The 15,088-nt window shown below is 57.3% G+C and carries 13 protein-coding genes; 3 read left to right on the forward strand and 10 right to left on the reverse strand.

Annotated features, from left to right (window positions below; translation table 11 throughout):
- The first annotated feature begins 126 nt into the window (after positions 1-126).
- From COL8621_RS14420 to COL8621_RS14430, 3 genes are all read left to right on the forward strand, one after another.
- On the forward strand, positions 127-990 hold the full coding sequence (locus COL8621_RS14420) for an AraC family transcriptional regulator (protein ID WP_176438506.1): 864 nt from the start codon (positions 127-129) through the stop codon (positions 988-990).
- Between the two features lie 128 nt (positions 991-1,118).
- Positions 1,119-2,408 (forward strand): PQQ-dependent sugar dehydrogenase, encoded by a 1,290-nt coding sequence (locus COL8621_RS14425; RefSeq protein ID WP_093968009.1) that lies wholly within the window; start codon positions 1,119-1,121, stop codon positions 2,406-2,408.
- 200 nt (positions 2,409-2,608) lie between these two features.
- Positions 2,609-3,394 (forward strand): lysophospholipid acyltransferase family protein, encoded by a 786-nt coding sequence (locus COL8621_RS14430; protein WP_093968010.1) that lies wholly within the window; start codon positions 2,609-2,611, stop codon positions 3,392-3,394.
- 33 nt (positions 3,395-3,427) lie between these two features.
- Here the strand turns inward: COL8621_RS14430 and COL8621_RS14435 are convergent, their stop codons facing one another.
- The 10 genes from COL8621_RS14435 to iolG form a co-directional block, all read right to left on the reverse strand.
- Positions 3,428-4,216: a TIM barrel protein gene (locus tag COL8621_RS14435; protein ID WP_093968011.1), complete on the reverse strand. Its 789-nt coding sequence runs from the start codon at positions 4,214-4,216 to the stop codon at positions 3,428-3,430.
- A 31-nt stretch (positions 4,217-4,247) separates the two neighbouring features.
- On the reverse strand, positions 4,248-5,042 hold the full coding sequence (gene iolB, locus COL8621_RS14440) for a 5-deoxy-glucuronate isomerase (RefSeq protein ID WP_093968012.1): 795 nt from the start codon (positions 5,040-5,042) through the stop codon (positions 4,248-4,250).
- A gap of 11 nt (positions 5,043-5,053) precedes the next feature.
- The gene (gene iolE / locus COL8621_RS14445) at positions 5,054-5,950 is read right to left on the reverse strand and encodes a myo-inosose-2 dehydratase (protein ID WP_093968013.1); all 897 of its coding nucleotides are present in this window, start codon (positions 5,948-5,950) and stop codon (positions 5,054-5,056) included.
- 56 nt (positions 5,951-6,006) lie between these two features.
- A complete protein-coding gene (gene iolD, locus COL8621_RS14450; protein ID WP_093968014.1) occupies positions 6,007-7,851 on the reverse strand; it encodes a 3D-(3,5/4)-trihydroxycyclohexane-1,2-dione acylhydrolase (decyclizing) in 1,845 nt (614 codons plus the stop codon).
- A 5-nt stretch (positions 7,852-7,856) separates the two neighbouring features.
- Positions 7,857-9,779 carry a bifunctional 5-dehydro-2-deoxygluconokinase/5-dehydro-2-deoxyphosphogluconate aldolase gene (locus COL8621_RS14455; protein ID WP_093968015.1) on the reverse strand — a complete coding sequence of 641 codons (1,923 nt, stop codon included), beginning with the start codon at positions 9,777-9,779 and terminating at the stop codon, positions 7,857-7,859.
- 3 nt (positions 9,780-9,782) lie between these two features.
- Positions 9,783-10,895, reverse strand: a complete 1,113-nt coding sequence (locus tag COL8621_RS14460; RefSeq protein WP_093968016.1) for a Gfo/Idh/MocA family protein — start codon at positions 10,893-10,895, stop codon at positions 9,783-9,785.
- 80 nt (positions 10,896-10,975) lie between these two features.
- The gene (locus COL8621_RS14465; protein WP_093968017.1) at positions 10,976-11,755 is read right to left on the reverse strand and encodes an ATP-binding cassette domain-containing protein; all 780 of its coding nucleotides are present in this window, start codon (positions 11,753-11,755) and stop codon (positions 10,976-10,978) included.
- Position 11,756: 1 nt separating this feature from the next.
- Positions 11,757-12,863 (reverse strand): ABC transporter permease, encoded by a 1,107-nt coding sequence (locus COL8621_RS14470; RefSeq protein ID WP_093968018.1) that lies wholly within the window; start codon positions 12,861-12,863, stop codon positions 11,757-11,759.
- Between the two features lie 61 nt (positions 12,864-12,924).
- The gene (locus COL8621_RS14475; protein WP_093968019.1) at positions 12,925-13,848 is read right to left on the reverse strand and encodes a sugar ABC transporter substrate-binding protein; all 924 of its coding nucleotides are present in this window, start codon (positions 13,846-13,848) and stop codon (positions 12,925-12,927) included.
- Between the two features lie 120 nt (positions 13,849-13,968).
- Positions 13,969-14,961, reverse strand: a complete 993-nt coding sequence (iolG, locus tag COL8621_RS14480; protein WP_093968020.1) for an inositol 2-dehydrogenase — start codon at positions 14,959-14,961, stop codon at positions 13,969-13,971.
- Positions 14,962-15,088 lie beyond the last annotated feature (127 nt).

A 15,088-nucleotide genomic window follows, 5' to 3' on the forward strand; every position in this document is an offset into this window, starting at 1 on the left:
TCGTCAATGCGTTCATCACTCCCACCAAGCCATGCTTGGCCTCCCTTGTGTTTCATTATGGCCAAAGTATATTTGCACTAAATGCTCATTTCTGGGCATTTAATGTTAATATCTGACAGAACGCCCATGAAAACCAATTACGCCGCCCTTCAGGAAGAACGCGAAGCACTTCACAGCAGGACGATTCGAGTCCGGTTTCCGGACACGTTCGCGACGCTGCTGTTCCTAAAGGAAGGCACCCTGCGTTTGGACGAGTCAGACACCGAAATCGATGGTGTGGCCCTGTGCTATTGGCCACATGAAAAGCGGCCAAATCTACAACTAAGCGCGGGCTCTCAAGCCCAACTTCTTGGGTTAAGCGACACGATCATTCTGGACGCAATCGGCGCGCGCGCTGAATCCGTTCACCTAAGAATGTTGGCGGAACAGCCCTTTTTGGCACCCCTGAAAGAGCCCGCATCAGTCGAACAGATAGACGCGCTGTTGGGGTGGTTCACGGACGAACTGACAGATCCGAACCGACAGTCGCCCATGTCCCTGTCCGCCTACCTTCGCCTTCTGTTCATCAATGCGCTGCGGGTTCATCGCCCCGAACCCTTGGAAAAAGGGGCAGAACAAACCAGCATCTTGCGGCGTTTCAGGCACTTGGTCGAACTTCACTATCGCGATCATTGGCAGGTGTCTAAATATGCTGCCGCGCTTGGAATCGACTATGATCGGCTGCATCGGATCTGCAAACGCGAAACAGGCCGAAGCGCGGCCGAATTGGTCCATGAACGCCTTACCGCCGAAGCAAAAGCGCGGCTGGAAAACTCCGGTTACCCACTAAAGAAAATCGCGGCTGACTTGGGCTTTTCGGACGCAACACGGTTCAGTCATTTTTTCAAACGACGCACAGACCTGTCGCCCGGGGCGTATCGGGCCGTTGTCTCGCGCCCCGGCAACGAAGATTTGCTGGAACTGCGCCGGGGGTTTTCAGACTGGCCCTAACTGCAATTCAGGTTTCGCTGACGTCGCGCCGCGGCCGAATTCGGTAAAAGGCGACCTTGGTGGAAAAGCTGCTGTTGCTGATCAGAAATCACCGCTAGGCTGCGCAAAAATCAACTTGGAGGCCCGGCATGGAATTGATTGCAAAGGCGACTGCACTTGTGGGGGGCGCTGTGGCGCTGATGCGCCGTTTTGGGTCGCCGACCCATCAGGCAATTGGGAAAGAACCCCAAATTCCAGAGGCACATAAACAGGGCATCATGACCCTGAAAATGCCCGTTGCCCAAGGCTGGGAAGACGGCCATGTGCCCACCTGCGCGCCGGGCCTAAAGGTCAACGCGTTCGCCTCTGGTCTGGAGCATCCTCGTTGGATCGAGGTTTTGCCGAACGGCGACGTTCTGGTGGCGGAATCCAAAGAAGAGGCCGGCCCGCCAAAGACCCTGATGGACCACGCCGCCCAAGCAACGATGCGCCGGGCCAAAGCCATCGGGACAAGCGCGAACCGCGTTACGTTGTGGCGCGATGCAGATGGCGATGGCGTTGCCGAAACGCGCGAAGTCTTTGTTGAAAACCAGAGGCAGCCCTTCGGCATGGCGCTGATCGGTACGAAGTTCTATCTGGGCAACACCGACGGGATTGTCCTGTTTGATTACACCCCCGACGCGACGTCGCTGTCTGGCACCGGCAAGAAGCTGGTGGAATTCAAACCCCATGGGCATTGGACACGCAGCCTGATCGTTTCCCCGGATCGCACGAAGATTTATGCCGGTGTTGGTTCTCTCTCCAACATCGCCGATCAGGGGATGGAGGTCGAAGAAGGCCGCGCCGCGATTTGGGAACTTGATGTCGCCAGCGAAAACGCCCGTGTCTTCGCCTCTGGTCTGCGTAATGCGGTCGGGATGGCGTGGGAACCCAATTCAGAAACGCTTTGGACCGTGGTCAACGAACGTGACGGCCTTGGCGACGAAACACCGCCGGATTACCTGACATCTGTGAAAGAAGGCGGCTTTTACGGCTGGCCCTATTCCTATTGGGGCGACACAGTCGATGACCGCGTGCCACAAGACGCCGAACTGGTCGCAAAGGCGATCACGCCGGATTATGCGTTGGGCGGGCACACGGCTTCGCTTGGATTGTGCTGGATGCCCGAAGGGACATTGCCCGGCTTTGGCGATGGCATGGTCATTGGGCAGCACGGATCGTGGAACCGCTCTAAGCTAAGCGGTTACAAGCTGATCTTTGTGCCGTTTGAAAACGGCGCGCCCAGCGGCCCACCCCGTGACATCCTTAGTGGTTTCTTGTCCGACGATGAAAAGATTGCGTATGGCCGACCAGTTGGCGTGACAATCGGGCCAGACAAGAAATCGCTTTTGATGGCTGATGACGTGGGCGACATCATCTGGCGCGTAACCGGGGCCTAGCGTTCTAAACCAGCCGCACCTTTTGCCGCTTCAATATCGGTTAAGCCCCCAACGGTTTGGGGGCTTTCGTCGGTGTTTGGTTGACTGATAAAAGGGCGGCCTGCCCCAAAAGGCGGCGTGCCAAGCTAATTGACTTGTGCGCCGACTTAACACTTCATAGTGCTCTCTTCGCCTATCGCGCAGCTTTTCCTTAGGACCGTATGCCAGATACATCAAACCCAAGCGGCCAAGCTTTGGACGCGCCCACACCCGCCATTATCCGAATTCCTAAACGGATCGCACTGGTTCTGTTGGGGCCGTTCTATTTCCTGTTCATCGCGTTCATCCCGGTGCTTTGCCAATCGCGCCGTGGTTTTCGCGGCTGGTATTGGAAAACGGTCAGACGCGCCTGTTCGCGTTTGCTGTGGCTGCTAAGCATCCGCGTCGAAATCAGCCCAGAGGCGCGCGAAGCACTCAGGTCTGACGAAAACAGCATTATCGTGATCAATCACCGCAGCCATCTGGATGGGTTTGCGTTGATGGATATCCTTCCGGATGAAAAATGGATCACCTTTGGCGCGAAGAAAGAACTGTGCGATGCGGCGCTGTTGCGGCGTGGGTTTAGCAGCGCGGGCCTTGTAGAAATCGATAGGAAAAGCGGCAAGCTTGCGCTGGACACTCTGCGCGATGCGGTCAAGACCATGCCGACACGGCGTTCTTTGGTCCTGTTCCCGGAAGGCACACGCGCAAAAACAAAAACCTTGGGCGAGTTCAAGGCCGGTGCCGTTCTTGTCGCGCGCGAGACTGACCGCCTGATCCGCCCGATCGTCATCCTCAACTCCGACGGTTTGCTGCCAAGGGGCAAGTTCTCTCCCCTAAGCGGCAGCATCAAGATAGAGGTGCTTGCCCCATTCGCCTGTGATTTGGACAGCTCTGCCGATGATGATGTGGCCCGCCTTAGAGCAACGATGAGCGACGTTTTCGAAGGGAACGCAAAGGGGCTTTAGGTTTTGGGAAAGGGCACGTCCGTCGTCAAAGCCTCAGCCTTGGTCGATGGTAAAGGCATCCACAAATGCGTCCACGGCACGGTCGCTGTCGCCTAAAGCGAAGGCTTCCATTGCGACTGGCCCGTTATACCCCAGCCCCTTCAGCGCGCGTGCGATGTGGTGATAGTTAATCTCGCCCGTGCCGGGTTCGCAGCGGCCCGGGTTGTCTGCGACCTGCACCTCGCCAATCCAAGGCAGGCATTTTTCGCACCAACGCACCAGATCCCCTTCGCCGATCTGCGTGTGGTACAAATCCAGGTTGATGCGCAATTGCGGCCGGTCCACCGATGACACAAGCGCCAAGACATCGGCGGTCGATCCGAATGGACAGCCCGGATGATCAAGCAGGTTCAGGTTCTCAAGCGTGAAGGTCACGCCCTCTTCCGCGGCAAGGTCACAGATACGGTTCAGCGTATCGCGCGCCTTTAGCCACATCGCACCGGTGACCACCTGATGTTGCCAGATCGGGATTCCACCATCGCCCAACCCGGTGCCATGCAGGTTCAGGCGATCCACGCCAAGGCGCTTGCCGACCTGCGCGGTCTTGCGGGCTGACGCCAACAGCATCGCGGCACCTTCGTCGTCGGCAAGGCGCCCCTCAAGGTATCCATTCATGATCGTAAAATTGGCGCCAACTTTTTCCAACTTTGCCAGATCATGATCGGGCCAGTTCCACAAACCGACGCCCAAGCCCCGCTCGGTCAAACGCGCAGCCCGCCAGTCTATTGGCCGATCAGGCCAAAGCATTTCCGCGCATGCGGCAAGTTGAAAAGCCTGACCCATACTTTTTCTCCGATCAGAATGATTGCTTGGCTTACATCAGGTGTTCGACGTTCGGTGCCGCTACAAACCGCCATTTGCGCAGCGGACCAGCCATCACGTTGAGGTAATACATTTCGAACCCATGCGGTGCGCCGCAAGGATGGTGTCCGCGCGGCACACAAACGACGTCGCCGTCGTGAACCGCCATCGTTTCATCAAGGGTCAGGTCATCCGTATAGACACGCTGAATGCCGAAACCATCCGCCGGGTTGATCCGGTGATAATAGGTTTCTTCAAGGTAGGTGATGCGCGGAAAGTCATCTTCGTCGTGGCGGTGGCTTGGGTAAGACGACCAATGGCCCGCAGGCGTGAACACTTCGGTGACCAGAAGGCTATCGCAATAGTCCTCATTCTCCATCGCGATATTGTTGATATAGCGCGTATTCGTGCCTTCACCGCGCGCGGTCAGCGTAATGCCATCTGGGCCGATACGGCGCGCTTTGTGCCCACCAAGGCCGGGCGCAGCACAGACCGCAATGGTACAGTCGGTCGTCGCCTCAACGGACCAATCGCTGCCATTCGGCACATAGAGGCAATGCGGCGGCGTCTTTTCAAACACATTCATCCGCGACCCTAATTCACCCCAATCCTGCCCGGCGGCCTGAAAGTTGGCTTTACCCTCGACCACCACAAGAATGACTTCGTTGTCCCCGGTCTGCTCGGACGCGGTTTCGCCAGCCCGCAGTTTGTAGAGGGAAAAACCGACATAGCGCCAGCCAGCATCGGCAGGTGTTATTTGATGCACCTTGCCGTGCGTGCCAAAGGGTTTCTTAAGAAGGTCGGGCATGATGTGTCTCCTCAGACCAGTCCGGTTTCCCGCGCGATCCGCTTTAGCGTATGAAATCCAAGCGTCTGATACAGAAGCGGGTTGTGTACAGCCGGGTCTTGTTCGGCTTCGATGACGATCCAACGGTCGTAGCCATGTGTAGCGAGGATCTTCAAAAGCGGCTCAAAATCGACGCCGCCTTCTTGGTCGCCCGGCACGGTGAATACGCCCGCACGCACCGCATCCATGAACGACAGACCTTCCCCTTCAACGCGGGCACGCACCGAAGGGCGTACGTTCTTTGCGTGAAAATGCCCGACCCGTCCGATGTGTTTCGCCAAGACCTTTTCGGGAACACCGCCGCCAAAATAGCAGTGGCCCGCATCAAACAGCAGCTTTGTCGCCGGACCGACCGCCGCCATAAACGCATCGATGTCTTCTGGGCTTTGGACAACGGTGCCCATGTGATGGTGATAAACCAGATCGATCCCTTGATCGGCGCAGTACTGTGCGATTTCTTCGACCTTTGCGGCGAAACTTTGCATCTGGGCGGCGTCCAGCACCGGGCGATCAGACAGCGGCTTATCCTGCCCCTGCACCGAATTTGAGGTTTCACAAACGATGCAAACTCTGCAGCCATTATGCTTGAGCTTATCAAGATGCGGCTGAATCGCCTTCTTTTCGTCCTCGACCGAATGCGCCAACAGGTTCAGCGAATGCCAGCCCGAAATGAAAGACAGGCCATATTCTGCAAGCAATTGCTTCAGCGCCTCAGGGTCGTCCTGAGGCCAGCGATGACCGTTTTCGATCCCGTCAAAGCCGATCAAACGGCCCGCCTCGGTCAAGATACGCTCGGTCGGGATATCCGCGCCAAGTGTCTGGTCATCATCATTGGCCCATGCAATCGGGTTGGTACCAAACTGGATCATTTCTGGAATCTCCAAAGACGGGATCACCCGCCTGTTTTCATCACGGCTTAGCCGCGTTAGTTAACCAGCCGCTGGCGCTGTTTGTTTTCAAGATAGGCCGCGTACGCCGCTTTCATCTTGTCGTTTGGCGCCTCTTCCGGCACGGCGACGTCCCACCAATGGCCAGCGTCGCCAAAGCCCGGACCGTTCGTCGGGTCCGTCTCAATCACGATAACTGTTGGAATATTGCGCCCACGCGCCGCAGCGATCTGCGCTTCAAGGTCGGCGATGTTTTTTGCCTTAATCGCAAACGCGCCCATGGACGCCGCGTGGCTGACATAGTCGATCTCTGGCTGCTGTTCGACGTTGCAATCCTGATAAAGGTTATTGAACGGCTCGCCCCCGCATCCCTGCTGCAACCGGTTGATGCAGCCATAGCCACGGTTGTCTGTCAGCACGACCGTAAACGGCACTTTGCGCATCACCGCAGTGGCAAGTTCGGAATTGGCCATCATGTATGACCCGTCACCGACGAAACAGATCACCTCGCGGTCTGGTTGGGCAAGCTTAAGGCCCATCGCACCGGCAATTTCATAGCCCATGCAGCTAAACCCGTATTCCATGTGATAGCCACCTTGGCTGGGCTGCCACAAAAGCTTAAGCGCGCCGGGCATGGTACCAGCAGCACACATTGCGATTGCATCTTCGCCTGTCGCGCGCTGGACGGCACCAATCACTTCGCAATCCATCGGGCGATAACCATCGGGCAGGTCTTCGCGTGGGGCACAGTGGGCCGTCACCGCATCCAGCCAGTCCTGACGCGCCGCCGGGTCAAAGGCCGATACGGTATGAACGCCCAGCGCGGTTGATATCGCTTCCAGCGTGATTTTTGCGTCAGCCATCACAGGAACCGCGCCGTGCTTGGCCGCGTCATAGGCCGCCACGTTGATCGACACCAAGGTCCGTTCGGGGTTGTTGAACAAAGCCCACGACCCGGTGGTAAAATCCTGAAAGCGTGTCCCAACGCCGAGGACCAAATCGGCTTCTTGTGACACTGCATTTGCAACCGCTGACCCATCAACACCCGACGCGCCAAGGTTCATTGGGTGGCTTTGCGCCAATGCGGATTTGCCGGCCTGAGTTTCCACAACGGGGATGCCGTGCTTTTGTGCGAAACCGGCAAGCGTCTGTTCCGCCTGCGAATAGATCACACCGCCGCCTGCCACGATCACCGGGCGCTTGGCTGCCTTGATAAGCGTAACAACCTCGTCAAGTTCGCGCGGATCAGGGGCTGGGCGGCGAATATGCCAAACCCGTGGTTCGAAAAATTCAGCCGGATAGTCATAGGATTCTGCCTGAACATCCTGACAGAAACAAAGGGTCACCGGGCCACAGCTGGCCGGATCAGTCATCGTTGCCAATGCACGTGGAAGACAGGTCAACAGCTGCTCGGGCCGGGTGATCCGGTCGAAATAGCGGCTGACCGGTCGCAAGCAATCGTTGGCAGAAACTGTGCCGTCCTCGAAATCCTCAACCTGTTGCAGCACAGGATCTGGGCGGCGGTTTGCAAAGACATCCCCCGGAACAAACAGCACCGGAATACGGTTCACATGGGCAAGTGCGGCCGCCGTGACCATGTTGGTTGCCCCCGGCCCGATAGAAGATGTAACCGCCATCGCCCGCGTCCGCTTTTGCCCCTTGGCATAGGCAATCGCAGTGTGCGCCATCGTTTGTTCGTTCTGGCCGCGCCACGTGGGGAACGTGTCTTGGGATTTCTCCAAAGCTTCACCAAGCCCGGCAACGTTTCCGTGGCCAAATATCGCCCAGATACCTTCGATAAAGCGTTCGCCGTCTTTGGTCATCTGCACGCTAAGCCATTTAACCATGGCTTGGGCAGCGGTCAGTCGGATTGTATGCGTCATCTTCGTCACCCTTGGTTCGTTTGCTGCGACGCCTTGGCACGGGCCGCATCCCAGACCTGACAAAGGGCTGCATAACGCGTCGCCATCTGCGCAACGGCTTCTTCGTCGGTCATCTTACCTTTCAGCCACGCGCGCGCCGCATCGCCAAAAATGGTGCGCCCAACTGCAAAGCCTTTGACCAGATCAAAGCTGGCCGCGACTTCGAAGCTTTGGGCAAGTTCCGCTTCGGGCGCATCAAGGCCAAGTACAACGATACCGCGTGTGTGGCGGTCGTTTGCTTCGATCGCGTTCACGGCGTTTGACCACGCCGCAGCGTCGGCCATCGGTTCAAGTTTCCACCAGTCGGGGTAAACCCCGATATCATAGAAACGCTGAATCAACTTGGCGGTCGTGTCAGCGGTGACTGGCCCCACCTTCGACGGAATAACCTCTAGCAAGAATTCAAGCTTATTGCGGCGTGCCGATGCGAACAGGCGTTTCACTGTCGCCTCTTGGTCTGCACGAAGCGTTTCGTCATCATCGGGGTGACAAAAGCACAAAACCTTAACGACGTTTTCGCGGGCCCATTCGTTCAGCGCGCCGAAATCCTCCCCAAGCTCTGGCTCAAGCGAAAGCGGCCGAGACCCGGGCCATTCTGCGGGCCGACCAATCCACAACCCAGACCCCGAAGCACGGTGAAGCGCGGATTTGCCGATGCGGTTGTCGCACAAGATACCATATCCTGGCTTGCCATCCTGAACCTGCAATGCCGCATCTAGGCACAGCTCTTTGAAAGCGGCCCCTTTGGCGGGGGTGTACCCGTCCATTTCTTCAAGTTGCAGGCGGTGATCAAACGCAAAGGTGCGAACGGATGACCAATCACCATGCCGGTTCGTGGCCCAATGAATCTGTTCAAGCTCTTCATCATTGCGCAGATCTTTGCGCACGATTCCGCGGTCAAAGAAGAACTGAAGCTCTGTCCAACTGGGGTAAGCGGGCGTGCATCCATGGCGGCTGACAGCGAATGCACCGCAGGCATTGGCGTATTTCAGGGCCGTCGGCCAAGGCTCACCATCCAGCCAGCCTTTAATCAGGCCTGACATGAACCCATCGCCTGCGCCCAGCACGTTGAAAACCTCAATCGGGAAGCCGGGGCCGGATACGCCGTGCTCTAGGCTGTCGGGAATGTCCCCTTCGAAGGCAACCGCGCCCATTGGGCCACGTTTGCAAACCAGTGTTGCGCCCGACACCTGCCGCACCGCACGAAGGGCTTTGACCGTATCCGTTGATCCACCGGCGATGTGGAATTCTTCCTCTGTCCCAACGATCAGATCAAAATAGTGAAGGCTCTCTTGCAGCTTTTCGGTGACTTTCGCGCTTTCAACAAAGCGGCTTTCGCCGTCATTGTGCCCAGCAACGCCCCACAGGTTAGGGCGATAATCAATGTCCAACGCGGTTTTCAGACCGTTTTCGCGGGCGATCTTCAACGCCTTAAGAACCGCCGCTTCGGTGCGCACATTGCTTAGGTGCGTGCCGGTCGCCACGACTGACCGCGCCGAGGCGACAAAAGCGGGATCAATGTCATCCTCGCAAAGCGCCATATCGGCGCAGTTTTCGCGGTAAAAGATCAGGGGAAAACGCTCTTCGTCGCGCAAGCCAAGAAGAACCAGCGCCGTCAGCCGCTCTGTGTCGGTGGCCACACCGGTTACGTCGACACCGTGGCGAATAAGCTCTTCACGGATGAAACGGCCCATGTGTTCGTCGCCGACACGCGAAATCAAACCGGACTTAAGCCCCAGACGCGCGGTGCCACAGGCCATGTTTGTTGGGCTACCCCCGATGTACTTTTCGAACGTTCCCATGTCTTCCAGGCGCCCACCAACTTGCGCGCCGTAAAGGTCAACGCCAGCACGACCAATGGTGATTACATCAAGAGTCTTGTCCGTCATGTCTTATCCGATCGTCACGGGACGTCCCTGCGACGTCGCCATTGCATGAATGATGCGTTCAATGGTCAGCCCGGCGGCAAAGCCCGGCTTTGCGGCCTCCCCACCCTCTATCGCGCGGACAAGATCACGGGCTTCGATCACCTTTTGCTCGTTAAAGCCGATGTTGTGGCCCGGCGCGGGGCAGAAGGCCGCAAAATCGGGCTGATCTGGCCCGGTCAGGTGGCGGGTAAACCCGTCGTCCCCAGCGCGGTGAACCCACAATTCGTTCAGGTTTTCCTGGTCGAACACCAAGGTGCCATCGCTGCCGTGAATCTCCCACTGCAGTCGGCATTTGCGCCCACGCGCCACCCGCGACGTCGCAAAGCTGCCTTGTGCGCCAGACGCAAAACGGATCAGCGCCATGGCACTGTCTTCGTTTTCAACCGCCTTTGGCCCGTCCGGAGAATTCCGGTGAGGCACGGCCACATGGGTCATCGCCGTCAGTTCCTGAACCGGCCCCATCAGCGTGGTCATCTGGCTCACGAGGTGGCAGCCCAAGTCGCCCAATGCGCCTAGGCCGCCGCCCTCGTGGGTCATCCGCCAACTCCAGGGGAGGTTCGGGTCGGCGGAATAGTCTTCGTCATATACGCCGCGAAAACTGTGCAGCGTGCCAATTTCACCGGCATCCAGCATCGCCTTGGCAGCCTGAAACGCCGGGCTGCGCAGATAGTTGTACCCCAAAAGCGTCACTTGATCGGGGCAGTTGGATGCCAATTCTGCCATTGCTTCTGCATCGGCCAGAGTCAGCGCCATCGGCTTTTCAAGCCACACGTGCTTGCCAGCCTTCAGCGCGGCCTCGGCCATTTCGCGGTGCAACCCGTTGGGCGTCGTGATGGACACCACATCAACGTTTTCGTCGGACACGGCCGCACGCCAATCGCTTGTGGCGCGCGCAAAGCCGAAGGGCCCCGCGAACCTATCGGCAGCATCTTGGCTGGCGTCGCAGAACACCTCTAGGCGCGGACGTTCACCACCGAAGACGGTCGCAACATTGTTCCACGCCATCGCGTGGCATTTGCCCATAAAGCCCGACCCAATCAGGGCCACGCCAAGAGATTTGGATTGTCTCGCGCTCATGTCGAAACCCCTTTCAGATAGGTCTTTTGATTGACTGACGGGCGATGGCACACCGCGACATCGTCCGCCATGTGGACGTGTTAGACCGTACCACCAAGAGAGCCTTCAAGCTGTGCCAACTCTTGGCCGCCAGCCATCATATCCTGAAGCTCTGATGCGGTGATCTTGCCTTTAACGGCGGTGCCCAGCGTCTGACCCCGGTTCAACACCGTAAAACGGTCCCCCACAGCCATTGCATGGCGCACGTTATGCGAAATGAACACCACACCCACGCCCTGCTCGCGCACGCGGGCAATCGTCGACAACACGTTAGAGGTCTGGCGCACACCAAGGGCCGATGTCGGTTCATCCAAGATCAAAACCTTAGCGCCGAAATATACGGCACGCGCAATCGCAACGGTCTGACGTTCACCGCCCGAAAGCGTTCCAACCGCTTGGTCAGGGCCGCGCAGATTAATGCCCATCTTGCGCATCTCTTCCACGCAGATTTCGTTGGCGGTATCCAGATCAAACCGCTTTAGAACGCCGCGGCCTTTTGTGGGCTCTCGTCCCATGAAAAAGTTTCGGGTCACGCTCATCAGCGGGATCATGGCAAGGTCTTGGAAAACCGTCGCGATCCCTGCTTCCATCGCGTCACGCGGAGAGTTGAACGAAAGCGGTTTACCCTCAAAATTGATGGACCCGGCTGTCGGCTTGTGAACGCCGGACATCGTTTTGATGAAGGTGGACTTCCCCGCGCCGTTGTCGCCCAAAAGGCAGTGGCATTCGCCCGGAGTTACATCAAACGTCACACCGTTCAGCGCAATCACGTTGCCGAAGTGCTTTTTGATGTTTTCCATGTGGATGATGGGATCGGTCATATTAGCGCTCCCCCGTCACGCGTTTGCGGATGACATTGTTGAAGACCACCGCGATCAAAAGCATGCCGCCCAAGAAGACTTGGAACCAATCCTGATCGAAATCCGTATAGGTCAGACCGATGGTTACCATTCCGAAGATGATCGCACCGAAGAACGCGCCAATCGCCGAACCATAGCCGCCGGTAAGAAGGCAACCGCCGATAACGGCCGTAATGATCGCTTCGAACTCTTTCATGAACCCACGGCGCGCATCGGTCGAACCAGCGTCAATCACTGTGATGATCGCAACCAGCGCAGCGGCCATGGCCGTCACCATAAAGAGCGAGATTTTGACACGGCGCACGGGCACGCCAGAATTCTGTGCAGCGTTCGAGTCACCGCCCGTGGCAAAGATCCAGTTCCCCGCCGACGTCCGCAACAACACATAAGTGGCCAGCAACGCGATCAGGATAAACCAAATGATTTCCACCGGAATGCCCGGAACCTTTGGCAAGCCCGATTTGAAGGTATCGACAAGACCCATTTCTGCCAGCGCGCGGAAGACAAAGCCGAACGCTTCGCCGGAAAAGACTGGGGTCAGGAAATCGCCTTCGACGGCGTCACGAACCCCGCGCAGCTGTGTTGACCCATCAGTAAAGAGCTTTAGCCCAACCAATGAAACACCGCGCAAAATGAACAGGCTTGCCAGTGTAACGATGAACGACGGCAAACCAGTGCGAATAACAATCATGCCGTTTGCCGCGCCAATCGATGCCGCGAAAGCAAGCGTAAGTGGGATGGCGGCAATCAGTGGCAGCCCGGCATTCACCGTCAGCACGCCGAAGATCATCCCGGCAAAAGCAACCATCGAACCGATGGAAAGATCGAATTCGCCGCCGATCATCAGCATCGCCGCTGCGATACCAAGGATTCCAAGCTGGGCAGCCGGTGTCATGAAGTTCATGATGCCTGAAAGCGTGAACATCGCGCTATCGGCTGTGATCATGAAAAACACGGTCACAAGGATCACACCGCCAATCGCACCCAGTTCAGGCCGTTTCATAAGTCTGGCAACAAAGGACTCGGCTTTGATCCGTTCGTCCTTAACTACGCTGGCATCAGTTGCCATTTGTCTAGCCTCCCGAATGTAGGTGACGGGCCATGCACAGGGCGCGGCCCGTCATTAGTATTTAGCGAATGCCTTGGGCAGAAAGTTCAATCACCTGACCTGCGGCCTCTTGGGTCACAAGGTTTGGCCCGGACGGCACGTCGCCACCTGGGATCAGACCGTATTCTGCGTTCATCGCCAAGAAGACGACTGGCAAATAGCCCTGCAGGAACTGCTGCTGGTCAATCGCGAATGCTGCTTTGCCCTCAGACACGGCTTCCAAGAAACCAGCGGACAGATCGAACGATGCGATCAGCACATCGTCGCGGCCCATTGCTTCGACGGCAGCGACCGCAGGCTCACCCACCAGCGACGCGCCAAGGCCAAGCACTGTGTCGATGTCTTCGTCAGACTCTAGCGCAGCGCGCACTTTGGACTGTACTTCTGCAGGATCGTTCTGGGTTGGAATTACAGTGACTTCCTGACCGAAGCCCTTTGCAAAACCTTCGCAACGCAGATCAAGAGCAACGTTGCCGACCTCTTGGTTAACGCAAATACCTTTGGTGCCGCCCATCGCGGCCAGCTTTGCGCCAGCTGCTTCGCCAGCATCATATTCAGACTGACCAACGTGCAGCAGCGCACCCAGCCCAGCAGCAACATCAGAGCCAGAGTTCATCGAGATCACAGGAATACCTGCGGCAACCGCGCGTTCGATCGATGGCCCAAGCGCGTCAGCGTCAGGAATGGACACGACCAACCCATCGGGTTCTTGGTTTACAGCCGCATCAATCAGCTGGCTCATCGCGACCATGTCAAATGTTTCTGGCGAACGGAATTCAACGTTAGCACCAGTGTGTTCAGCGGCTTTTTCTACGCCATTTTTCACAACCGACCAAAACGGGTCGTTTGCTTGACCATGCGCGACGACAATGATGTCGGACGCAAAGGCTGGTACAGCAGCAGCCACAGTGGCGACCGTCGCCACAGTTGCAAGAAGCTTATTCATTATAAAGTCCTCCCTTAGGGTTTTTGAACGCGGCAACTCCTCTTGCCGCTCTTTCAGCCTGGCAAAACAACCAGGCCGTGAGGCCCGCGATTTTTCATAACGCGAGCCGCATTCCGGAATTTAGTATTCCACGTCGACCGTCTGCCCGCTTTGCAGCGAAAGAGTCGCGGCCTCGGCCATCGCCAATGCGGCGATGCCATCTTCAAGCGATACGGGCACTGGCGCGCCTGACAGCGTCGCCTCTACGAATGCTTCCCATTCGGCCGCGTAGGCTGGCATGTATCGCTCTAGGAAAAAGTGGACAGGCTTGCCTGAAACGACGCCGGCAGTCGTCGATTTGGTCACCGTGTTTTCCAAGATATTGTTCGCCTGCAACAGCCCGTCAGAGCCAAGAAGCTCAATCCGCTGATCGTACCCATAAACGGCACGGCGGCTGTTTTTGATGACGGCAATGCGCCCGTCCGAATAGGTCATTGTTACCACTGCGGTATCCACATCCCCCGCCTCGCCGATTGCGGGGTCGACTTGGGACGTGCCAACGGCGCGGATGGTGACGGGGCGATCGCCCATCAGGAAATTCGCCATGTCAAAGTCATGGATCATCATGTCCCGAAACAGCCCGCCCGACACTTTGATATAAGACACAGGCGGCGGGGCCGGATCGAACGACGTCAGGGACAACAGCTCTGACTTTCCGATCTCGCCATTGACGCTTTGCTCTTTCAGGTAAGCAAAGCTTGGGTCAAAACGGCGGTTAAAACCGATCATGACCGGGCTGGACGTGCCCTTTGATGCCGCCAAACAGGCCTTGGCGCGCGCCAAAGACAAATCGACAGGTTTTTCACAAAGCACTGCCTTGCCAGCCGCGGTCGCAGCCTCGATCAGGTCGGAATGCGTGTCGGTGGACGTGGCGATCAAGATCGCGTCGATTTCTGGGTCATTGATAATTTCGTCGGAACTGCGTGCCGCACAACCGTATTTCGCGGCCAGCTCTTCTGCCGCAGACGCATGAATATCCGACACCGCCGCAAGAGACGAACGGACGTTCCGCACAATATTCACAGCATGCACCTGACCAATGCGGCCAGCACCAAGCAAACCAACTCTAAGCATCTATTCCCCCCGAATCTTTGGCGGCTCATTCGCCGCTTTCCAATATGGGATAGTCATTTTGCACGCGCGTGCAACAAAAAATGTGCACGCGCGTGCAAAATTGCATTAACCTGAACTGAAAGTGCAG

This window comes from Actibacterium lipolyticum, from assembly GCF_900184935.1.
Classification (GTDB): domain Bacteria; phylum Pseudomonadota; class Alphaproteobacteria; order Rhodobacterales; family Rhodobacteraceae; genus Actibacterium_A; species Actibacterium_A lipolyticum.